This is a genomic window from Pseudarthrobacter equi (assembly GCF_900105535.1).
In the GTDB taxonomy this organism is placed as follows: domain Bacteria; phylum Actinomycetota; class Actinomycetes; order Actinomycetales; family Micrococcaceae; genus Arthrobacter; species Arthrobacter equi.
In genome coordinates this window covers 1,080,554-1,101,801 of the sequence record NZ_LT629779.1, presented here as the reverse complement: position 1 = coordinate 1,101,801, position 21,248 = coordinate 1,080,554, and the positions used below count along the sequence as shown (strand labels likewise).

16 protein-coding genes are annotated in these 21,248 nt (G+C 68.2%); 8 read left to right on the top strand and 8 right to left on the bottom strand.

All coding sequences use genetic code 11. From position 1 onward, the window contains the following. Positions 1-87 precede the first annotated feature (87 nt). Together BLT71_RS05020 and BLT71_RS05015 are read left to right on the top strand one after the other, a co-directional pair. Positions 88-5,253: an Lhr family ATP-dependent helicase gene (locus tag BLT71_RS05020; protein WP_172829907.1), complete on the top strand. Its 5,166-nt coding sequence runs from the start codon at positions 88-90 to the stop codon at positions 5,251-5,253. Next, positions 5,246-6,076 (top strand): Fpg/Nei family DNA glycosylase, encoded by an 831-nt coding sequence (locus BLT71_RS05015; RefSeq protein ID WP_091718135.1) that lies wholly within the window; start codon positions 5,246-5,248, stop codon positions 6,074-6,076. The genes BLT71_RS05020 and BLT71_RS05015 overlap by 8 nt, the downstream gene beginning before the upstream one ends. Here the strand turns inward: BLT71_RS05015 and yczE are convergent. Then, positions 6,040-6,729, bottom strand: coding sequence for a membrane protein YczE (yczE, locus tag BLT71_RS05010; RefSeq protein ID WP_091718133.1), 690 nt, complete (start codon positions 6,727-6,729; stop codon positions 6,040-6,042). The genes BLT71_RS05015 and yczE overlap by 37 nt on opposite strands. Positions 6,730-6,789: 60 nt before the next feature. Between yczE and yczR the strand changes: the two genes are divergently transcribed. Further along, entirely contained in the window at positions 6,790-8,271 is a 1,482-nt protein-coding gene (gene yczR / locus BLT71_RS05005; protein WP_091718132.1) for a MocR-like transcription factor YczR, read from the top strand. A gap of 113 nt (positions 8,272-8,384) precedes the next feature. On the opposite strand, the gene BLT71_RS05000 is transcribed toward yczR, so the two are convergent. Next, complete coding sequence (locus BLT71_RS05000; RefSeq protein WP_091718130.1) at positions 8,385-9,077, bottom strand: SRPBCC family protein; 693 nt, start codon at positions 9,075-9,077, stop codon at positions 8,385-8,387. After that, positions 9,070-9,702 (bottom strand): ArsR/SmtB family transcription factor, encoded by a 633-nt coding sequence (locus BLT71_RS04995; RefSeq protein WP_091718128.1) that lies wholly within the window; start codon positions 9,700-9,702, stop codon positions 9,070-9,072. Before BLT71_RS04995 ends, BLT71_RS05000 begins: the two co-directional genes overlap by 8 nt. 100 nt (positions 9,703-9,802) lie before the next feature. Between BLT71_RS04995 and BLT71_RS04990 the strand changes: the two genes are divergently transcribed. Then, positions 9,803-10,822: an RluA family pseudouridine synthase gene (locus BLT71_RS04990; protein WP_091718126.1), complete on the top strand. Its 1,020-nt coding sequence runs from the start codon at positions 9,803-9,805 to the stop codon at positions 10,820-10,822. Between the two features lie 40 nt (positions 10,823-10,862). Then, positions 10,863-11,480 carry a DedA family protein gene (locus BLT71_RS04985; RefSeq protein ID WP_091718124.1) on the top strand — a complete coding sequence of 206 codons (618 nt, stop codon included), beginning with the start codon at positions 10,863-10,865 and terminating at the stop codon, positions 11,478-11,480. Between the two features lie 22 nt (positions 11,481-11,502). Here the strand turns inward: BLT71_RS04985 and BLT71_RS04980 are convergent, their stop codons facing one another. The 3 genes from BLT71_RS04980 to BLT71_RS04970 all read right to left on the bottom strand — a co-directional run bounded on the left by BLT71_RS04980 (position 11,503) and on the right by BLT71_RS04970 (position 15,521). Further along, on the bottom strand, positions 11,503-11,808 hold the full coding sequence (locus BLT71_RS04980; protein WP_091718122.1) for a hypothetical protein: 306 nt from the start codon (positions 11,806-11,808) through the stop codon (positions 11,503-11,505). An 89-nt stretch (positions 11,809-11,897) separates the two neighbouring features. After that, complete coding sequence (ppc, locus tag BLT71_RS04975) at positions 11,898-14,711, bottom strand: phosphoenolpyruvate carboxylase (protein ID WP_091718120.1); 2,814 nt, start codon at positions 14,709-14,711, stop codon at positions 11,898-11,900. A 123-nt stretch (positions 14,712-14,834) separates the two neighbouring features. Further along, entirely contained in the window at positions 14,835-15,521 is a 687-nt protein-coding gene (locus BLT71_RS04970; protein ID WP_091718118.1) for an NADPH-dependent F420 reductase, read from the bottom strand. Positions 15,522-15,670: 149 nt separating this feature from the next. Here BLT71_RS04970 and BLT71_RS04965 point away from each other — a divergent pair, with 149 nt between their 5' ends. Continuing rightward, on the top strand, positions 15,671-16,561 hold the full coding sequence (locus tag BLT71_RS04965; RefSeq protein ID WP_091718116.1) for a DUF1684 domain-containing protein: 891 nt from the start codon (positions 15,671-15,673) through the stop codon (positions 16,559-16,561). Positions 16,562-16,616: 55 nt separating this feature from the next. Here the strand turns inward: BLT71_RS04965 and BLT71_RS04960 are convergent, their stop codons facing one another. Both BLT71_RS04960 and BLT71_RS04955 read right to left on the bottom strand, forming a co-directional pair. After that, entirely contained in the window at positions 16,617-17,849 is a 1,233-nt protein-coding gene (locus BLT71_RS04960; RefSeq protein ID WP_091718114.1) for an acyl-CoA dehydrogenase family protein, read from the bottom strand. Beyond that, positions 17,846-18,649: an SDR family NAD(P)-dependent oxidoreductase gene (locus BLT71_RS04955; protein WP_091718112.1), complete on the bottom strand. Its 804-nt coding sequence runs from the start codon at positions 18,647-18,649 to the stop codon at positions 17,846-17,848. The genes BLT71_RS04960 and BLT71_RS04955 overlap by 4 nt, the downstream gene beginning before the upstream one ends. Positions 18,650-18,800: 151 nt before the next feature. On the opposite strand from BLT71_RS04955, the gene BLT71_RS04950 reads away from it, so the two are divergent. Together BLT71_RS04950 and BLT71_RS04945 are read left to right on the top strand one after the other, a co-directional pair. After that, positions 18,801-20,018 (top strand): glycoside hydrolase family 76 protein, encoded by a 1,218-nt coding sequence (locus BLT71_RS04950; RefSeq protein WP_091718110.1) that lies wholly within the window; start codon positions 18,801-18,803, stop codon positions 20,016-20,018. A gap of 170 nt (positions 20,019-20,188) precedes the next feature. Next, positions 20,189-21,247: an iron ABC transporter substrate-binding protein gene (locus BLT71_RS04945; RefSeq protein ID WP_091718108.1), complete on the top strand. Its 1,059-nt coding sequence runs from the start codon at positions 20,189-20,191 to the stop codon at positions 21,245-21,247. Position 21,248 lies beyond the last annotated feature (1 nt).

Sequence of the window (21,248 nt, the reverse complement as noted above, 5' to 3'; positions counted from 1 at the left end):
CCCGCAGGACACCAAAAAGCAGGCGGCCCGGCATCTGCCGGACCGGGCTCCGTCCGCTGTGTCGGTGGGGTGGGGCATGATGGAGGCATGAACCAGGAAGAGCCCTCCACGGACGGCCGGGGCGCCGTGGCCACAGCGCCAATGGGCCAGTTCACCCGGCCCACCCGCGACTGGTTCATGGGCGCTTTCACCGAACCCACCCCCGCCCAGGACGGCGCCTGGAACGCCATTTCGTCGGGCTCGCATGCCCTGGTGGTGGCACCCACCGGATCCGGTAAAACCCTCGCCGCATTCCTGTGGGCACTGGACCGGCTCCTCTCCGCTGCGCCCGCCGCAGACACTGAAGCCCCGGCGGAAGCAGCCCTACCCGCCGCCGTGGCCGGCGCAAAAGGAACCAAGGCCCCGGCAAAAGCCCGCCGGCCCCGGGCGCCCAAGCGGAAAACCAAGGTGCTGTACATTTCGCCGCTTAAGGCCCTCGGCGTGGACGTCGAACGGAACCTGCGTTCCCCGCTGATCGGCATCACGCAGACGGCAAAGCGGCTGGGTCTGCCCGCCCCGCTGATCACCGTGGGCGTCCGGTCCGGAGACACCACCACGGCGGACCGCCGGGCGCTGCTGAGCAACCCGCCGGACATCCTCATCACCACGCCCGAGTCCCTGTTCCTCATGCTCACGTCCCGGGCCAGGGAGACTCTCACCGAGGTGGACACCATCATCATCGATGAAGTCCACGCGGTTGCCGGTACGAAACGCGGGGCCCATCTGGCCGTTTCGCTTGAGCGCCTGGACGCGCTGCTGCCCAAACCCGCACAGCGGATCGGACTTTCCGCCACTGTGGAGCCCAAGGAACTTGTGGCCCAATTCCTTGCCGGGACAGCTCCGGTCGAAATCGTGGCCCCGCCGTCGAAGAAGAACTGGGACCTTACGGTCTCGGTACCGGTGGAGGACATGTCCGATCTCCAGGGCGCAGCCGGCGCGTTCGACTCCGGCCCGGCCTCCGGGCTGCAGCCGCAGGCGTCCATCTGGCCGCATGTGGAGGAAAAGATCGTCGACCTGGTGCTGGCCAACCAGTCCACCATCGTCTTCGCCAACTCCCGCAGGCTGTCGGAACGGCTGACAGCCCGCCTCAACGAAATCTATGCCGAACGCCAGCTCATGGCCGCCGGCGGCGGCTGGGACGGCCCCCTGGAGGAAGGCGCGGGGGTGTTCGGCGCACCGGGCGGTGGCTCCGCGCCGGCGTCGGGCGTTCCTGCCTCTACTGCCACTCCCGCCCACATGATGGCGCAGGCCGGAAGCTCCGCAGGGGCCGATCCGGTGCTGGCCCGCGCTCACCATGGCTCGGTGTCCAAGGACCAGCGCGCGCTCATTGAGGACGACCTCAAATCCGGGCGGCTGCGGTGCGTGGTGGCCACGTCATCCCTGGAACTCGGCATCGACATGGGCGCGGTTGACCTGGTGGTCCAGGTGGAGTCGCCGCCATCGGTGGCCAGCGGCCTCCAGCGTGTGGGGCGTGCCGGGCACCAGGTAGGCGAAATTTCGCAGGGCGTCCTGTTCCCCAAGCACCGGGCGGACCTGGTGCACACGGCCATCACCGTGGAACGCATGCTGGACGGAAAAATCGAACGCCTCAGCATCCCAGCCAACCCGCTGGACATCCTGGCGCAGCAGACGGTGGCCGCCACTGCCCTGGGCAGCATCGACGTCGAGGAATGGTTCGCAACGGTCCGCCGGTCGGCCCCTTTCGCTTCGCTCCCCCGCTCCGCGTTCGAGGCCACCCTGGACCTTCTGGCGGGCCGCTACCCTTCAGACGAATTCGCCGAACTCCGGCCACGGATCATCTGGGACCGCAACGAAGGGACCATCGAAGGCAGGCCCGGCGCCCAGCGGCTCGCCGTCACCTCCGGCGGAACCATCCCGGACCGCGGCCTGTTCGGCGTCTACATCATCGGCACGGAAATGGAGGGCTCGGCTTCCCCGTCGGAGGACGGCAAACCGGCTCCGGCCCCCAAGGGTGGCCGGCGCGTGGGCGAGCTGGACGAGGAGATGGTGTACGAATCCCGCGTGGGTGACGTCTTCGCGCTCGGTGCCACCAGCTGGAAGATCGAGGACATCACGCACGACCGAGTGCTGGTCTCCCCTGCCTTTGGCCAGCCCGGCAAGCTGCCCTTCTGGAAGGGTGATTCACTGGGCCGGCCGGTGGACCTGGGCCGCGCCCTCGGCGCCTTCGTGCGCGAGCTGTCAGCCTCCGACGCCGGACCAGCCGCCGAACGCTGCCAGGCCAGCGGGCTGGACGCCTTCGCCGCCAACAACCTCATCCAGTACCTCTCCGAACAGAAGCAGGCCACGGAGGTGGTCCCCAGTGACACCACCCTGGTGGTGGAACGGTTCCACGACGAACTGGGCGACTGGCGCGTGATCCTGCACAGCCCCTTCGGCATGCCGGTCCATGCGCCGTGGGCCCTGGCCGTGGGCCAGCGGCTCCACCAGCGGTACGGCCTGGATGGCTCTGCCATGGCGGCCGATGACGGCATTGTGCTGCGGGTGCCGATGATGGAGGACGAGCCCCCGGGCGCCGAGCTGTTCCTTTTCGACCCGGAGGAACTGGAGCAAATCGTCACGGCCGAGGTGGGCGGCAGTGCCCTGTTTGCGTCACGGTTCCGCGAGTGCGCGGCCCGTGCTTTGTTGCTGCCGCGACAGACCCCCGGCAAGCGGCAGCCGCTGTGGCAGCAGCGGCAGCGGTCCGCCCAGCTGCTGGATGTGGCACGGAAATACCCCACGTTCCCCATCGTCCTGGAGACGGTCCGGGAATGCCTTCAGGACGTCTACGACCTGCCGGCGCTGAAGGACATTGCTGCCGCCGTTGAACGCCGCGAACTGCGGGTGGTGCAGACCACCACGCAGCAGCCGTCGCCGTTCGCCAAGTCCCTGCTCTTCGGCTACGTCGCCCAGTTCCTGTACGAGGGCGATTCCCCTCTGGCGGAGCGGCGCGCCGCCGCGCTGGCTTTGGACTCCACACTCCTGAACGAGCTTTTGGGCCGGGTGGAGCTGCGCGAGCTCCTGGACGCCAAGGTCATCGACGCCACCGAACTTGAACTGCAGCGGCTGGTGCCGGACCGCCGGGTGCGGGGACTTGAGGGCGTGGCCGACCTCCTGCGGCTCCTTGGCCCGCTGGACCCGGATGAGGCCGCCGCCCGGTTGGAGCCGGCAGCAGGGGCTGAGCCTGCAACGGGCGGGGAGCCCGGCGATACCCCGGTAGCTGGGGCCGCCGGGACCCCTGCAGCCCAGGCCGACGCCGATTTTGCCGACGGCCCTGTGCCTGAGCCTGCTGAAACCACGCCGATCCACATCGCCTCCGCCACTGTCGAGGAAGCCACCGCCCACCTCGTGGCGCTGCAACGGGCCAACCGCGCCATCAAGGTCAACGTGGGCGGCGCCGAACGGTTCGCTGCCGTGGAGGACGCGGCCCGCCTTCGTGATGCCATCGGTGTTCCGTTGCCCATGGGGGTGCCGTTGGCGTTCATCGAGCCTGTGGCGGACCCGCTGGGCGACCTCGTGTCCCGCTACGCCCGCACCCACGGGCCTTTCACCGCTGCTGAAGCCGCCGCCCGGCTGGGACTGGGCGTCGCTGTGGTGGTCACCGCCCTGAAACGCCTTGCCGACGACGGCCGCGTGGTGGAAGGCGAATTCCGGCCGCACGCAACACCCGCCGCAGCCGGGCCGGAGTCCGCGCCAACCGGCACGGACGACGACGGGCTGCCGGACGGGGACGGACGGCAGGGAGAGATCCTGCGCGAAACCGTGCACGCGGCCGTCAGCGAATGGTGTGACGCCGAGGTGCTGCGGAAGCTCCGGCGGCGGTCCCTGGCCGCACTGCGCGCCGAAGTGGAGCCCGTGGACGCCGCCGCTTACGGGCGATTCCTCCCTGCCTGGCAAAACGTCCGGATCCCCGGCGGCGGGCGGGGGCAGCCGGCACTCCGGGGGCTGGACGGCATCGTCACGGCAATCGACCAGCTGTCCGGCGTCCCCATCCCGGCGTCGGCCTGGGAACCCCTGATCCTGGCCGGCAGGGTGTCCAACTACCAGCCCGCCATGCTGGACGAGCTTATGGCGGCCGGCGAAGTCCTCTGGTCCGGAGCCGGTGCCCTGCCCGGAAATGACGGCTGGATCAGCCTGCACCTGGCCGACTCAGCGGAACTGACGCTGAACCCTGCACCGGACTACGAACCGGGCGATGCCGGCCTGCGGCTCCTCGACCATCTCCGGAACAACGGCGGCGGGTACTTCTTCCGCCAGCTCACGGAGGTGGCAGGGGGCATGGACTCGGTGCTCAGCGACCAGGAAGTGGTGTCCGCCCTCTGGGATCTCGCCTGGGCGGGCCGGATCACCGGTGACACCTTCGCGCCCGTCCGGTCGCTGATCGCGGGCGGCCATACGGCACACCGGCAGGTGGCGAAGGCTCCCCGGTCCAGGGCTCCACGGCTGAACAGGCTGGGCCGCTCCCACGGCACCGGGCTGATGGGCTCGGCGGGCCTGGCCGGCGGGCGGTACGGTTCCCAGGGTGCAGCCGCCACTCCCCCAATGGCTGCCGGGCGCTGGTCCGCCCTTCCGCAGCCGGAACTGGATGCCACCATCCATGCCCGGGCTACGGCCGAGCTCCTGCTGGACAGGTATGGGGTGGTGACCCGCGGTTCGGTCATGGCGGAGCAGATCCTGGGCGGCTTCGGCCTGATGTACAAGGTCCTGGCAAGGCTCGAGGAAGCCGGCCGGTGCCGCCGCGGGTACTTCATCGAACACCTCGGTGCGGCGCAGTTCGCTGTGCCCGCCACGGTGGACCGGCTGCGCTCGTACGCGGAGGATAGCCAGATCGCCAAACCTGAACCCGTGGCCCTTGCCCTGGCCGCCACGGATCCCGCGAATCCCTACGGCGCTGCCCTCCCCTGGCCGGCCCTGCGGGACGATGCCGGCACCGGACACCGGCCGGGCCGCAAAGCCGGAGCCCTGGTGGTGCTGGTGGACGGCGCCCTGATTCTGTACGTGGAGCGGGGAGGCAAGACACTGCTGGCGTTCTCCGACGACCCCGCCGTCCTTGATGCTGCCGGCGCAGCACTGGTGGGAGTAGTCACCCGCGGAGCCGTGGACAAACTGATTATGGAAAAAGTGAACGGCCAGGGGATTCTGGACACTCCCATTGCCGCTGCCCTCAGCGCTGCCGGCGCCTACTCCACCCCTAAAGGTCTGAGGATCCGTGCCTGAGGGAGATTCCGTCTGGCGGGCCGCCCGGCAACTGCACGAGGCGCTGGCGGGCCAGACACTGACCGCCTCGGACTTCCGGGTACCGCGCTTCGCCACACTGAACCTCACCGGATGGACGGTGACTGAGGTTGTGCCGCGGGGCAAGCACCTGCTCATGCGGGTGAAGGGGCCAGGGGAGAAAGCCCTCACCATTCACTCCCATCTGAAGATGGAAGGCACATGGCAGGTCTACCCGCCCGGTGGCAGGTGGCGGAAACCCGGCTTCACCGCGCGGTGCGTGCTGCGCACTGCCGCCGCGGACGCCGTCGGCTTCTCCCTGGGCATCCTGGACGTGGTGGCGACAGCGAACGAGGACTCCATCGTCGGGTTCCTTGGTCCGGACCTCCTGGGCCCGGACTGGGACCTGGACGAAGCCGAACGCCGGCTCCTGGCACGGCCGGAGGTTCCCATCGGCGTGGCCATCCTGGACCAGAGCAACCTCGCCGGCATCGGGAACATCTACCGCTGCGAGGCCTGCTTCCTCTCCGGCATACATCCGGCCACACCCGTGTCCGGGGTGGCGGACCTGCGCACCCTGATGACCGACGCCAAGCAGCTCCTGGAAGCAAACCTGGGCCCGGGCCGCCGCGTCACCATCCTCAACGCCCGCGGCATGCCGGTGGGCAGGATGGCCGGGAGGCCCGGCTACTGGGTGTACCGCCGGGACCAGCACCCGTGCCTCAAGTGCGGTACGCCGGTGCGGCGCGGACTGCTGGGGAAACTGAACGGCGAAGAGGAACGCGACATCTACTTTTGCCCCAAGTGCCAGCCCGTCCCGGAATAGCTGGTTTCACCGGCGGCTTCCGGGCCGCCATCCGGTTTCACGTCCGAAGGCGTCCCCCGGGCCACTTTCGGAGTGCCGGCCGGAACCATGAACCAGGGCAGCAGCAGCTGGACCAGCGGGCCGATCGCCAGCGCATAGAGCACCGTTCCCACGCCAACTGAGCCGCCCAGCAGCCAGCCTGCCCCGAGGACCACTACCTCGATGAGGGTTCGTGACAACCGGACTGACCACCCTGTGCGGCGCGCGAGTCCGGTCATCAGTCCGTCACGGGCCCCCGGGCCGAACCTGGCACCGATGTAGCACGCCGATGCGATGCCGTTCAGGAGGATGGCGCCGGCCAGCAGGCCCACCTGTCCGGCAAGGTTCGACAGGGACGGAATCAGCGCCAAGCCGACGTCGGCGAAGACACCCACCAGGATGGCGTTGCAGAGGGTGCCGAAGCCGGGCCGCTGGCGCAGCGGAATCCACAGCAGGAGCACCAGGAAACTGACAATGATGACCACGACGCCGATACTCAGCCCGGCCCGGTTGGCTACGCCCTGGTGGAACACGTCCCAAGGGTCCAGGCCCAGCCCGGCGCGAATGAACAGAGCCAGGGAAATGCCGTACATGGCAAGGCCGGTGAAAAGCTGAACGAGTCTGCGGAACATCATTGGTCAACCCTCCCATCCAACTGGCATTGATTTACATAGCCAGTTTGAGATACTGGCTACATGGCTCCTTCCCTTGGCGCGGCAGCACTCGGCCGCATGCTCGGCACCTGGCACCACGGCGGCGCCCCCGCCTACCGGGAACTGGCGGACGTACTTCGGCTCCTGATCCTGGACGGCCGCGTAGCGCTCGATACAGCGCTCCCCAGCGAGCGCGCCCTGTGCAGCGCGCTGGGTGTCAGCCGCACCACCGTCACGGCGGCCTACTCCACCCTGCGTGAGCAGGGTTTCCTCAGTAGCGGGCAGGGCAGCCGGGGCAGGACGCGCATCCCGGAGCGGACCGCCTTCGGCCCGGCGCTCTACAGCCCGCAAACATCGGCCTCTCCCGCCCTGACGGCTCCCGGCCTGGCCGCGCCCGAGGGGCTGATCGACCTCGCCTATTCGGCGCTGCCGGCCAGCGGCGAGGTGGTGCACCGGGCCTTCGCTGCGGCGATGACGGAACTGCCGGCGCTGCTGCCGGGATTCGGGTACGACGCCGTGGGGCTCCTGCCGCTTCGCCAAGCCATTGCCGACAGGTATACGGCGGCCGGCGTTCCCACCGGCCCCGGGCAGATCATGGTCACGTCCGGGGCGCAGCACGCGCTGACCATCATCATCCGCACGCTGGCCGACCGCCAGGACAAGGTCCTGGTGGAACACCCCAGCTACCCCAACGCGCTGGACGCCATCCGTGCCGCGCGCTGCCGACCCGTGCCTGTCGGTTTCGCCGAGTCCGGCTGGGACCTGCCGGCACTGGAAGCAGCGCTGGCGCAGCAGCGGCCCAAGATCGCCTACCTCGTTCCCGACTTCCACAACCCCACAGGCATGATGATGCCCGATGCCCAGCGCCGCCGGCTGGTAGCGGCTGCTGCCGCAGCGGGAACCATACTGATCGCCGACGAGACACTGCGGGAGTTGAACCTCGACGGCGTCCAGTCCACTCCCCTGGCCAGCTTCAGCAGTGCGGTGGTTTCCGTGGGGTCGCTCAGCAAATCCCACTGGGGCGGCCTGCGCACGGGCTGGATCCGCGCCTCCGAGGCGATGATCCAGCGGTTCACTGCGGCCCGGAGTGTCCTGGACCTGGGCGGACCGGTCATGGAGCAGCTGGCCGCAGCCCACCTGGTGCGGGCACTGGACGAGCCATTGCCGGCCCTGATGGACACCCTCAGGGGCAACCGCGCCGCGCTGCTGGAACTGCTGCGGGAGCATCTGCCGGCCTGGCAAACAGCGTCACCTTCCGGCGGCCTTTCTGTATGGTGCAGGTTGCCTGCCCCCATAAGTACGGCGCTGACTGTGATCGGCCCTGAGCACGGGATACGGCTGGCCGCCGGGCCGCGGTTTGGGATCGGCGGCGCCTTCGAGCGGTACCTTCGGCTCCCCTTCACTCTCCCGCCGGGCAAACTCGAAGCCGCCGTACTGGCCCTGCGGGCCGCCCAGGACAGGCTCGACGCCGCACCCCAGCTGCGGCGCTCTTTGACCCAGGCCCCCGCCGTCGCCATCGCCTGATGGCAACCGCCGAAATCGCCGGAACAGTGCCAAATCGCCGTAGCGGCGGAACAGCATCCCCACAGCGTTCCAGCGATCTCGGCCTCTGAAGCGGCGGGCACGGCCCAACCGGGCTAGGAGTAGACGCGCTCCAGGAATCCGGTCCAGGCCTTGGCCGTGGTCTCCGAATCGCCGGCGCCGCTGAAATCGTGCACCGTCATGCCCACGGGGGCGCCCCACACGTTGCGGCCGAAGAACCGGTAGAGGGCATCCGCCGTGCGCAGGCCGAGGAAGTGCTCGTTGGAGAAGTCCACCTCGCCCGCAAGCCGGCCCACGCCGTCGAGCTCTACCTCCACCGGGCTGCCCTGCACCGCCGACTCAACGCCCAGCGCCCGGCGGAGCCGCGCAAAGCCGTCCGGCACCTGGGAGCCGGCGGGCCCCTGGATGTCCGTGAACACCACCGGCTTTCCGTCGAAGTGCTGGAGGTACTGGCCCAGGGTGTGCAGGTAGAACTCGGTGTGGCGGCTGGCGCCGTCGTACTGCTCGTCCCAGTTGTCCGCGAAGATCCCGCTGTGGACATAGTGCAGGCGCGCCCGGCCGCCGTCCAGCGGCTCCAGGACGTGCTCCAGCTGGTTGAACCAGCCGTCCGGACCGTCCATCCGGGAAACGAGGTGGGCGGGGTACTCCTCAGCGGTTTTCACGGCGGGCCACTGGTCCGTGGGGAACATCCATCCGGGAGTCCCTGCCGTGACAGCCTCCCAGACCCGCTCCGGCGTACCGGGAAGTTCGGTATCGTAGACGATTTCGAAGTTGCGGTTGTCAGTCATGGCCTTGCTCCTTGGTTGCGGGTTCGTGTGAGGTTTCGGGGGACGGTTTGAGGACGGGATGCAGAGCCACCACCAGTCGGTGGCGCCGCCCGCGGGATGAGGCGCCGGCGTCGTGGTACTTATCCACCAGCTGCGTGACGGCGACGCCCAGCTCTTCGGCGAAGGCGGCACGCTCAGCCGCTGTGCGGAAGGTGATCTCGCCGTCGATGGCGAAGGTGGCGAGCTTTTGCCGGGCCGTCGCAGCTCCGGCGATCAGCTTCCCCACCTCCTGGACCATCCGGCCCGCGAGCGCCAGGAGCCAGAACGCCGAGAACCTGTCGGCAAAGCGCCGCGGATCCGGCGACACGGAAGCCAGGGCCGTGGGTGAGATCAGGTAGGAGGCCGCCGTGGCCTGGAGGACACGCTCGGTAACGTTGCCCTTGCGCCGCTCCTCCACGAGTTCCACCAGGCCGTGCCGCTCCAGCGATTTGAGGTGGTAGTTCACCTTCTGCCGCGGCAGCCCTACCCGGACCGCCAGCTGCGTGGCGGAGGCAGGTTCAGCCAGTTCACGGAGGATGGTGGAGCGGATGGGGTCCAGCGAGGCTTCGGCCGCCGCGGGGTCCTCGATCACTGCGATGTCCAACATGGGTTAAGTGTGCCAACCGACAATTTTTCTTGTCAAGAACTTTTTTGTCGTCGGTACCGCAGGCGGCCAGTCCAGGGCGCGCCGGTAGAATGGACCGGTGATGCAATCCCCCCTTCCCGTGCGCGACGGCGTGAACGCGACCCGCCTCCGCCTCCCTGAAGAGGGCCCGTGGAACACCGCCATGGACTACATGATGCACCGCTGGGGCCACATCGATCCGCAGGGCATCGAGGACAGGTTCGACGCCGGCGAGATCGTGGGCGAGGGCGGCGTGCCCCTGAGCCGGCACACCAGGCTCGAAGACCACACCTTCATCTGGTACTACCGCACGCTTCCGCCGGAAACCCGGATCCCCGTGGACCTCAGCATCCTGCACCAGGACGAACACCTGCTGGTGGTCGACAAGCCACACTTCCTCCCCACCACCCCCGGCGGCACCTACATCCAGGAATCGGCCCTGGTGCGGATGCGGAACCAGCTGGACCTGCCGGACCTCATCCCCATGCACCGGCTGGACCGCATGACCGCCGGCGTCCTGCTGTTCTCCACCAATCCGCAGACGCGCGGCAAGTACCAGGTGCTGTTCGAGAAGCGGCAGGTGCAGAAGGAGTACGAGTGCGTTTCGGCCGCCGACCCCGCGCCGGGACATCCCGCCGTCGACTTCCCCGTGGTGGTCCGCAACCGGATGACCAAGTCCCGCAGCTACCTGCTGGCCGAGGTGGTGGAGGGCGAGCCGAACGCGGAGACGCGGATTGAGCAGCTGGAAATGCTCGACGGCGGCACCTACCCGGGTGCCGACGGCAGCATGCCCGCGGCGCCGGGCAGTCCCACCCGCCTCGCCAGGTACCGCCTGGAACCGCACACGGGCAAGACCCACCAGCTGCGCGTCCACATGGCCTCACTGGGACTCGGGATCGTCAACGATGCCTTTTATCCCGAGCTGCTGGACAAGGCCCCGGATAACTACGGCAAACCCCTGCAGCTGCTGGCCCGCGGCATCCGGTTCGTGGATCCGATCTCGGGCAGCCCGGTGGAGTACCGGAGCGGCCTCGAGCTCAGCGAAACGGTCCGCCCCCGCTCGCGGACGGCACCGGAAAACTTCGGGAATCCTGCGGCCTGACCCCGGCAGCCCGGCCGCGAAAGTGCGGTACCTTGTGGCAATGGACTTTGGCAGCGCAGACAGCTGGGGGGAGGCCATCTATTTCTGGATCATCCCCGTGGTCCTTGGCGACGCCATCTTTCCGCCCATTCCGTCAGAAATGGTGGTCATCACCGGCGGCGCGCTGTCAGCCGACGGCAGGGCGAATATCCTCCTGGTGCTCGCCCTCGCCGCTCTTGCATCGTGGACGGGCGACATCGTGGTGTTCCAGCTGTTCCGCCGCCGCCTGAGCCATGTGCTGGACCGCTGGAAATGGGGCCGTCGGGTGCATCAGGGCATCCACGTCGCCCTCGCGAAGGCCGGCAGGTCCTCCACCTACGGGGGCATCATCGGCGCAAGGTTCATTCCGGGCGGCCGGCTTGCCACCTCCGCCGCCGCCGGCATTGCCAACGTTTCGGTCCGGGGCTTCAGCCTGTGCGCGGGCCTTGGGGCGGTGCTGTGGGCCTGCTGGCTGGTAGGACTGGGCTACTTCACGGGCTCGGCAACGAAGCTGCCGTTCTGGGCGAGTTCGCTCATCGGTGTGGTGCTCGGCCTGGTGGTGGGCGCCGTCGTCGGAATCATCGTGACCCGCCGCCGCGGCAACCGCTCCCCCGTGGAGGAGCCCGGCCCGCTCGGCTGAGGCCGCCGCCCACCTGGGAAGGTCAGACGGGCAGCCACTTGCCCCGGCTGCGCCGCAGCACGCTCAGGGAACCTGTCAGCGCAACGCGTTCGACGGCGTCGCGCATCATGGCTGCCGAATCCACCGCCTGCCGGTTCTCGCCGCTGTATTCGGTTGCGTCCACGAGGAAGCGCAGGTTGAGCAGGGGCACGCCGCCGGAAATCTGCAGCTGGTGCGACTCAACATGGTGGCGGGTTCCCAACGCCTCGACGGCGGCGTCCATCACGGATTCGGGGGCGTTGCCCGGCCGGAGCCCGGTGATCTTCAGGCGGGTCTGGAACGAAGGCATGCTTTCAACCCTACCCAACCCCGTTGCGCCATCACTTAGGGTCCCCACCCGGGCGTTTTAGGGACCCTAAGTGGAAGGGCAACTGCGGTTTAGCCGGTGTTGCGGAGGCCGGCTGCCACACCGTTGACGGTGATGAGCATGGCCCGCTGGAGGCGTTCGTCGATCTCGCCGTTGCTCATGCCCTCGCCGGCTTCCGCGCGGACCCGGCGAAGCAATTCCACCTGGAGGTAGCTGATGGGGTCCAGGTACTGATCGCGGACCTCGAGGGAGCGCTTGAGCGTGGGCTGGGCGTCCAGGAGCACGTGCTCGCCGGTGAGGTTCTGCACCTCGGTCACCGTGAGTTCGTATTCGTCACGGATGGCGCGGAAGATGTGGTGCAGCTCCTTGGGGACCAGGGTGTCCACGTAGTAGCCGGCAATGTCCAGGTCCGTCTTGGCAAGCGTCATCTCCACGTTGGAGAGCACGGAGCGGAAGAAGTGCCAGTGCCCGATCATCTCCACCAGCTGCTCCGAGTTGCCGGCCTCGCGGGCGGCTTTGAGGCCTGACCCCACGCCGAACCAGCCGGGGACGATCTGCCGGGACTGGGTCCAGCCGAACACCCACGGGATGGCGCGCAGCCCGCCAAGGCCCGCACCCGAGTCGGGGCGTTTGGACGGGCGGGAGCCGATGTTCAGCGACCCGAGCTGCTCCACCGGGGTGGAGGCCATGAAGTACGCCGGCAGGTCCGGGTGGTCGATCAGGCTGCGGTACCGATCGAAGGCGGCGTCCGAGATGGTTTCCATGACGTGCGCGTAGCGTTCGCGCTGGTCGTCGGAGGTCCGCGGGTCGCGGTGCAGCGCGGAGCCCTGGAGCACGGCGGCCAGCGAGAGCTCCAGGTTTTCACGGGCAAGCTCAGGCAGCGAGTACTTGTCAGAGATGACTTCGCCCTGCTCGGTGAACTTGATTTCGCCTTCCAGGACGCCGTTGGGCTGGGCCAGGATGGCGTCGTAGGTGGGTCCGCCGCCGCGGCCCACGGATCCGCCGCGGCCGTGGAACAGGCGGACGCGGACGCCGTGCTTTGCGGCGATGTCACGCAGCTTGCGCTGGGTCTTGTGGATTTCCCACTGGCTGGTCATCACGCCGGATTCCTTGTTGGAGTCCGAGTAGCCCAGCATGACTTCCTGGACGTCCCCGCGCAGCCGCACCAGTTCGCGGTAGGAGGGGTCGGAGAGGAGCTGGTCGATGATTTCGGCGGAGGCGCGGAGTTCCTCCACGGTTTCCAGCAGCGGCGCGAACCCCAGCTTGGCGTAGGGCTTCTCGCCGAAGAGGTTGACCAGGCCGGCCTCGCGGGCGATCACGGCGGCAGCCAGGACGTCGTCCGCGCCGCGGGTCATGGAGATGATGTAGGTCTCGATGACGTCCGGGCCGTACATGCGCAGGGCCCGGCGGATCTCCCTGAAGACGTCGTACGTGCCGTCAGCAGCGCCGTCGAGCTTGATCGGGTGGCCGGACAGCGGGCGGCGGGAGGCGAGCTCGGAACCCAGTACCTCAAAGCGTTCCTTACGGCTCAGTTCGGCGTAGTGCAGCCCGGGGCCGCCGATGCGGTCCATGAGCTGCCCGACGGCGTCGTGGTGGTGATCGGCGTGCTCGCGGATGTCGAGGGTGGCCAGATGCAGGCCGAAGGACGCGATGGCGCGGCGGACCCGGGCGAGGGCACCGTCGGCAGCCAGCGACGCCGAGTGGTTGCGGAGCGACAGCTCCAGCAGATCGAGGTCTGCGAGGAGTTCGTCCGTGCTGCTGTAGTCACGCCCGTGCTCGTGGTTCGAGTTCGCCACGACGCGCTTGCCGGTGTTGATCAGCTTGGCCTTGATGCAGGTCAGTTTCAGCCGGTAGGGCTCCTGGGCATTCAGTTCCAGGACACGCTTGTCCAGGCCGGGCAACTTCTGCAGGTCGGCTTCGATGGAGTCCAGCAGCACCTGGTCCGCGCCGGCGAGCGCCGTGGAGTTGGAGAGGATGGAGATCAGTTCGTCAATCATGCCGATGCTGATGCGGATGGCGTTCTGGTTCTGGATCTGGAGGATCTCGCGGGTGACCGCTGCCGTCACGTTGGGATTGCCGTCGCGGTCACCGCCGATCCAGGAGCCGAACTTCACCGGGGCATCCTGCGCGGCCAGGGTGACGCCGTGTTCGCCGAGGAGTTCGGACAGCTCGGACAGCATTTCCGGCATGGCGTCGGTGAGGATGCCGCCCAGGTAGTAGATGGCGTTCCGGGCCTCGTCCACCGGGGTGGGCCGGACCTGGCGGAGTTCGTCGGTCTGCCACATCTGGTCGATGATTTCGGCAAGCTGCCGGTCCTGGCGGCGGCGGGCAGTGGTGCCCTCGATGGTGGGCTGGGCCAGGACGTCGGAGAGCTTGCGGATCTTGTCCAGCACGGAGCGGCGGGAGGCCTCGGTGGGGTGGGCCGTGAAGATGGGGCGGACGTCCAGTCCGTTGACCACTTCCTGCAGGACCTCGGGTCCGGCCTGGCCGGCGATCTCGGCTACCGTCTTGGCCAGCCAGCCGTCCTTCTCCGCACGGGTGCGCAGGCCACGGACGCGGTGGACCTGTTCGGCGGCGTTGGCCAGGTGGAAATAGAACGCGAAGGCGCGCACCAGGTCCGTTGCCTGCTCAATCGGCAGGGAGCCCAGGAGTTCGCGGACCTGGGCGACGACGTCGTGGGCGCTCCACGGGCCAGTGGCGTCGGCGCCGCCGCGGGCAGCCTCCTTGGATTCCTTGGTGAGGAGGCGGACCTGCTCCACGAGGTCAAGGAGTTCGGGCCCGTGCTGGCGGACCAGGGATTCGCCCAGCAGGGTGGAGACCCGGCGGACGTCTGCCCTGAGTTCGGAGGCAAGATCGGATTCGGGGTGTGCTGCAGTGTGAGCCATGGAAGCAATCTTTCGAGGGTTTCGGACTTGGCTCGTACACTGCGCTGGATACTGTGAGCCACGTTACTAGCAGAAGATGCTACCCCTTTGGCACGGCGAAGGCAGAATGTGTCTCAGACTGTGTCACCCTCCCCGCACCACCTTGAAGTTGAAATCCGGGGTGCCCAGGGCCCCGAAGAGGCGCAGCCACAGCGGAAGCACCATCTCCGCCCCGCGGGCGGACGTGATATCGCCAAGGTCGATGATGTCCCGGTGGCCCAGCGCCTGCAGCAGCTCGGTGACTTGGGCTTTGGCCTCGCTGTTGTCGCCTGAGACGAACACGGAATGGTCACCGTCCGCCAGCTTTCCCGGGTCAACCATGAGTCCCGCGTTCATGGTGTTGAGGGTCTTGACCACCCTCGCGTCCGGGAAGGACCGCTGGATCCGCTCCCCCAGACTTTCGGTGTTGACCGGGTTCAGGACCGGCGGCATTCCCTGCGAGAAGTCGAGCGGGTTGGACACGTCCAGCAGGACCTTCCCGGCCAGATTGGCACCCCCGGCGGCAGCAAGGGCCGCTAGCGACGCAGCACCGTTGGTGGCGTTGACCACCATGTCGCCTTCTTCCGCGGCTGCGGCGAACGTCTCCAGCCGGATGCTTTGGTGCGCCGCCTGCCACTCGTTGAATGGCTGCCCGCCCATGGGGCCAGGCTCCGTACGGCGGGCAGTCTCCGCAGGATCCCTGGTTCCTAACACCACTTCATGTCCCAGGGAGCTGAACGCCGCGGCGAGCGTCCGGCCCACGGTGCCGGTTCCAAAGACTGCGATCTTCATGATTTCTCCTGCTCGCCGGATCCCTGCCTCTTGCATCACGAGCGTACCTTCGCTGGCCGGCGCCGCAAGGGGCAGGATCCGCGGCGGACGCCCCGGAATGAACCGGGGCCGGCACCGGTTGTAGCGGGCAGACGAGATGGGAAGGAATCATGAGCACCACCACACCCGCAGGGACCACCGCGCCAACCGCCAAACTCGAGCGCTGGCAGCGTTTCCGCGCCAACCGGGACAAGGCCCTGGCCGCCGGGCACGGCTGGCTCACGCTCACCTCCTTCCAGTGGCTGGAGGACTCCCCTGCCGCCGTCGAGCTCGTCCCCGGTTTGTGGTCCGCCCAGGGCAACGGGTCCGCGGAAGGCGCCGGCACACGGGAACGCACGACGGCGGTACTCACCGCAGTGCCTTCCGACGGCCTCACGCTGGTGGAGACGGGCGAAACGGTGGACGGGACCATCACCGCGGTCCTCGCCGATGAGGAATCCCTGATGTGGGTGCAGTTCGGCGGCCCCGCCGGCGACCGGACGGTGGTGGAACTGGCCATGCGCGGAGGCCGGTACGCGATCCGCACCCGGGACGCTGAGTCGCCGGTGTTCACCGAATTCGACGGCGTGCCCACCTACCCCTACAACCCGGAGTGGGAAGTGACGGCCCGCTTTGAGCCGTACCCAGCACCGGTTGATGTCCCGATCAGCACCGCCAACCCTTTGGTGGACGGCGTCCACCGGACCGTGGGCGAGGTGGTGTTCAGGCTTCCCGGCAGTCCCCACGAGTTCCGGTTGCAGGCCGAGGAGGAGAAGCTCGGGGCATTGACAGTCACGTTCCATGACGAGACGAACGGCGATACAACAGATGACTGGCGGAAGGTCTCGGCGCCCCGGCCGCGGCCGAATCCGGACGGCAGCTTCACGGTGGTCCTCGATTTCAACCGGGCCATCAACTATCCCAGCGCCTTCACGCCCTACGGAACCTGCCCCATGCCGGTCCGGAACAACAGCCTGGATACCCGGGTGGAGGCGGGCGAGAAGCAGCCGTACCCGGCGTAGTCTCGGCCGGCGCAACCACAGGCGCCCAGCCCCGGGCAACCACCCGGGGCCGGGCTCAGGCGATCGCCGAAATCCCGGTGATGGCCCGCCCCACAATCAGGGTATTGATCTCGTAGGACCCCTCATAGGTGTAAATGGCCTCGGCGTCGGCGAAGATCTTGGCCATCCGGTAATCGGTGACGATGCCGTTCCCGCCCAGGATGGAGCGGCCCAGCGCCACGGTTTCCCGCATCCTGGCGCTGGCGTAAGACTTGGCCAGCGCCACCTGGGCCATGTCAGCCGAGCCTTCCTCCTGCAGCCTGGCCAGCTGGACCAGCATCCCCATGCTGGCCACGGCGTTGCCCAGCATGGTCACCAGCTGCTGCTGGATCAGCTGGAAGTGGGCCAGCGGCCGGCCGAACTGCTGCCGCTCCACGGCGTACTGCCGGGCAACGTCGAATGCCGCAAGCTGCTGCCCCACGGCCTGCCAGGCCACCATGATCCGTGAACTGCGCAGGAGCTCCTTGGTGTCGTCAAAGCTGCTGACCTGCGTGAACCGGTCGGCTTCGGCCACCCTGACGTCCTTGAGGACGATGTCCGCGTTCTGCACCGTGCGAAGGGCGATCTTGTTCTCGATCCGGCTGCGGGTGATGCCCGGCAGCGTGGCGTCCACGATGAATCCCCGCACCGCCCCGGCCGGGCTGTCCGGCCCGGCCGTTTCGTCGCGTGCCCACACGAGCATGTAGTCGCAGAACGTCCCGTTGCCGATCCACCGCTTGGCACCGTTGAGCACCCAGGTGTCGCCGCCGTCGTCGTCCTCGCCTGTGACGGAGGAGATCCGCCGCGCCGTGGTTTCCATGCCGCCGGCCACGTCGGAGCCGTGCAGGGGCTCCGTAAGCGCGAATGCTCCGGTGATGCGGAGGTCCGAGGCGTCGGCGAGGAGCCGTTCCTTCTGGCCCTCGGATCCGAAGGCGTGCAGGGACTGGACGAACAGGTCATGGTGCACCAGGAAGAACGTGGCGATCGAGGTGTCCACCCGGGTCATTTCGGCGATAACCAGCCCTGCGAACAGGTGGCTGTAGCCGCGCTGGGAGGGGGTGCTCAGCTCCAGGGCGGCGAGCTTGGGCAGGATGTGGGCAGGGAACTCGGCACTGTTCCACCAGTCCCCGGCGTAAGGGGCGATCTCCGCGGCGAGGAAGTCCCGGAGCTCGGCGAGCTTGTTCCGTTCCGCCTGGCTTAGCTGGGATTCGACGGCGAAGAAGTCTGCGTCCGGCAGCCCAGCGGCGGCCGAACGCCCGGCGTCGCTCATTTGGGCCCCATCCGGATGGCGCCGTCAAGGCGGATGGTCTCGCCGTTCAGCATGGCGTTGTCCACGATGTGCAGGACAAGGTTGGCGTACTCGCCGGGCCTGCCCAGCCTGGACGGGTGCGGTACCTGGGCTCCGAGCGAGTCCTGGGCTTCCTGCGGCAGGCCCGCCATCATGGGCGTTTCGAAGATGCCGGGCGCGATGGTGACCACCCGGACCAACGAGCGCGCCAGTTCACGGGCGATGGGCAGGGTCATGGCCGCCACCGCACCCTTGGAGGCGGCATAGGCGGGTTGCCCGATCTGCCCTTCGAAGGCGGCCACGGAGGCGGTGTTGATGATGACGCCCCGCTCGGGACCGCCGAGCTCCGTGCTGGCCGGCTCCGTGGCCACCATCGCCTCGGCGGCCAGGCGCAGCACATTGAACGTCCCGATGAGGTTCACCTGGACCACGCGGTTGAACGCTTCGAGCGGCAGCACGCCGTCGCGGCCCAAAACCTTGCCGGGGGTGGCGATGCCCGCGCAGTTCACCACGATCCGCAGCGGCCCCAGCCCGGAGGCGGTGGCGACGGCGGCCCGCACCTCAGCCTCGCTGGTCACGTCCGCGGGGGCGAAGACTGCGGACTGGCCGGATGCGTGCGTTTCCACGGACGCGTTCAGTTCCTGTGCCAGCTCCGCGCCGGCCGAGGACGGGAGGTCCACCAGCACCACCGACGCTCCGGCCTGGAACAGCGCCCGGGCCGTGGCAGCCCCCAGGCCCGATGCACCCCCGGTGATCAGTGCTGCACTGCCTCTGACATCCATGCATCCTCCTTGATGTGGCCCCCGAAAGCGCAGGCGGACCGCGACGTATCAGTTAGTCAATGTTAACTGAAATGCCGCCGCACTGCACGCTCCGGACGCCCCGGGTCCGGACAGGCAGCATCGGGACCGGCAGCATGGCTAGGCTGGGCCCATGACGTCCAGTGATGCCTCCCCTCCCGACTGGCAGCAGCGTGCCAATCATGCAGCACGGTCCGTCACCGCGCTGTTCGGCCGCAAGCTGCTGTTCCTGCCGAATACGCACCTGGCGGCGGTGACCTGGCAGGGCGGCGGGCGGACGCATGGCTGGCGCGGGAAGCTGCGCACTCTCGCCGAAGGCACGGCGCTGCTCAACCCCTGGCACTACTGGTGGCAGGCACACTACGTCGACTGCCTGGTGGACACCGGCCGGCGGGAGTTGGGAAGCGGCGCCACTCCGGCGGCGCGGTTTAACGGCCCCGCCAATCCCAGCGCCGGCCACCTGGCGTCCCGCCTGGTGACGGGCATCCGGCTGCGCAACGCCTTCACAGTGGTCAACAACTACTACGACGACATGGCCTGGCTGGCCCTTGCCACCCACCGCCTTGACCGGCTCGCCGAGGAAACCCGGCGGCCGGGACGAGGCCGCAACGCGCGGGTCCGCCGTTCCCTGACCCTGCAGTTCGATGCCGCCGGAACCGATGACCTGGGCGGCGGCGTGTTCTGGAGCAAGAAGCGGGACTTCAAGAACACCCCGGCCAACGGCCCCGTGGCGCTGTACTACGCCCGTACCGGCGAGACGGCCAAGGCCCAGGCGCTGATCGACTGGCTGGACGCCACGCTGTTCGACGCGGATCAGCACCTGTACCTCGATGGGGCGCGCGCCGGCACGGCAGGGGAAGTGCTGGTGGAGCGCACCGTTTACACCTACAACCAGGGGCCGGCGCTGGGCGCGCTGCTCGAATTGGGCGGAGACGCCAACCTGGCCAGGGCGGCCTCGGTGGTGGACGGGGTGGAGCGGCTGCTGACCGTCGCCACCCCCACACCGGGACAGGGCAGCGTGCTCCGCTGCGAAGGAACGGGCGACGGCGGCCTCTTCACCGGCATCCTGTGCCGATACCTGGCGCTGGCCGCGAGGGACGCCCGGCTCCCCGAAGGGACACGCCGCACCGCGGCCCGCCTGGTCACCGACACGGCAGAGGCATTCTGGGACGGCCGCCGCACCGTGGAGCCCGGCGAATCAGCCCGGGCGATGCCGGACGCCAGCGTCTTCTCCCTGCACGCCAACACACCCGCCGCACGCACCTACCCGGCGGGCGCCGCCGTCGAACTTTCCACCCAGCTGCAGGCCTGGATGACGATCGAAGCCGCCGCGCTGCTCACTGCGCCCTAGAATTAAGTCACGCCATACTTCCGTAATTATTGTGATGCTGGTCACCTTAAGCGCTTTCCCTGTGGCTGCTTAGGGTTGCCTACCCTACAGTTTTGCGAGGGCCCTTCCCCACGGCCCACACGGACCGGCACCACCGGTCCCCCTGACATTTCCCAGAAAGCAGCTCCTCAATGAAGATCCGCAACCGCGCCCTGGCCGGCATCTCCCTTGCCGCGTCCGCTGTCCTCGGCCTGACCGCCTGTGGCGGCAGCACCACGCCCGCAGCTACGTCCTCCGCATCCGGCAGCGCCGCCGGGGCATCCGGCGAAATCACCGTGTACAACGCCCAGCACGAAAGCCTCACCAAGGAATGGGTTGACGCCTTCACCGCCGAGACCGGCATCAAGGTGACCATGCGCCAGGGGTCGGACACCGAGCTGTCCAACCAGATCATCCAGGAAGGACAGGCCTCCCCCGCCGATGTCTTCCTCACGGAAAACTCCCCGGCAATGACCCAGGTGGAAAACGCCGACCTGTTCGCCGATGTGGACAAGGCCACCCTGGAGCAGGTCCCCACGGAATTCCAGCCCTCCACGGGCAAGTGGACCGGCATCGCTGCCCGCTCCACCGTCCTGGTCTACGACAAGACCAAGATCTCCGAGGACCAGCTCCCCAAGTCGATGCTTGACCTGGCCAAGCCGGAATGGAAGGGCAAGTGGGCCGCTTCCCCCACCGGCGCGGACTTCCAGGCCATCGTCTCGGCATTGCTGGAACTCAAGGGCGAAGACGCCACCGAGGAATGGCTGCAGGGCATGAAGGAGAACTTCAAGGCCTACAAGGGCAACAGCACCGCCATGAAGGCCGTCAACGCCGGTGAAGTGGATGCCGCCCTGATCTACCACTACTACTACTACGGCGACCAGGCGAAGACCGGCGAGAACTCCAAGAACGTCACGCCGTACTACTTCAAGAACCAGGACCCGGGCGCGTTCCTGTCCGTCTCCGGCGGCGGCGTGCTGAAGTCCTCCAAGAACGCTGCGGCCGCGCAGGAATTCCTGAAGTTCGTCACCGGAAAGAAGGGCCAGGAGGTCCTGAAGACCGGCACGTCCTTCGAGTACGCCATCGCCTCCGACGTTCCCGCCAACGACAAGCTTGTCCCCATCAAGGACCTGCAGGCCCCCACGGTGGACGCCGCGAAGCTCAACTCCGAGAAGGTCACCGACCTGATGACCAAGGCAGGACTCCTCTAAT

Excerpts from the sequence above, each read along its gene's own strand:
- BLT71_RS05020 (WP_172829907.1), top strand. The coding sequence starts at position 88 with ATGAACCAGGAAGAGCCCTCCACGGACGGCCGGGGCGCCGTGGCCACA.
- yczE (WP_091718133.1), bottom strand. The coding sequence starts at position 6,729 with ATGATGTTCCGCAGACTCGTTCAGCTTTTCACCGGCCTTGCCATGTAC.
- yczR (WP_091718132.1), top strand. The coding sequence starts at position 6,790 with ATGGCTCCTTCCCTTGGCGCGGCAGCACTCGGCCGCATGCTCGGCACC.
- BLT71_RS05000 (WP_091718130.1), bottom strand. The coding sequence starts at position 9,077 with ATGACTGACAACCGCAACTTCGAAATCGTCTACGATACCGAACTTCCC.
- BLT71_RS04995 (WP_091718128.1), bottom strand. The coding sequence starts at position 9,702 with ATGTTGGACATCGCAGTGATCGAGGACCCCGCGGCGGCCGAAGCCTCG.
- BLT71_RS04990 (WP_091718126.1), top strand. The coding sequence starts at position 9,803 with ATGCAATCCCCCCTTCCCGTGCGCGACGGCGTGAACGCGACCCGCCTC.
- BLT71_RS04985 (WP_091718124.1), top strand. The coding sequence starts at position 10,863 with ATGGACTTTGGCAGCGCAGACAGCTGGGGGGAGGCCATCTATTTCTGG.
- BLT71_RS04980 (WP_091718122.1), bottom strand. The coding sequence starts at position 11,808 with ATGCCTTCGTTCCAGACCCGCCTGAAGATCACCGGGCTCCGGCCGGGC.
- ppc (WP_091718120.1), bottom strand. The coding sequence starts at position 14,711 with ATGGCTCACACTGCAGCACACCCCGAATCCGATCTTGCCTCCGAACTC.
- BLT71_RS04970 (WP_091718118.1), bottom strand. The coding sequence starts at position 15,521 with ATGAAGATCGCAGTCTTTGGAACCGGCACCGTGGGCCGGACGCTCGCC.
- BLT71_RS04965 (WP_091718116.1), top strand. The coding sequence starts at position 15,671 with ATGAGCACCACCACACCCGCAGGGACCACCGCGCCAACCGCCAAACTC.
- BLT71_RS04960 (WP_091718114.1), bottom strand. The coding sequence starts at position 17,849 with ATGAGCGACGCCGGGCGTTCGGCCGCCGCTGGGCTGCCGGACGCAGAC.
- BLT71_RS04955 (WP_091718112.1), bottom strand. The coding sequence starts at position 18,649 with ATGGATGTCAGAGGCAGTGCAGCACTGATCACCGGGGGTGCATCGGGC.
- BLT71_RS04950 (WP_091718110.1), top strand. The coding sequence starts at position 18,801 with ATGACGTCCAGTGATGCCTCCCCTCCCGACTGGCAGCAGCGTGCCAAT.
- BLT71_RS04945 (WP_091718108.1), top strand. The coding sequence starts at position 20,189 with ATGAAGATCCGCAACCGCGCCCTGGCCGGCATCTCCCTTGCCGCGTCC.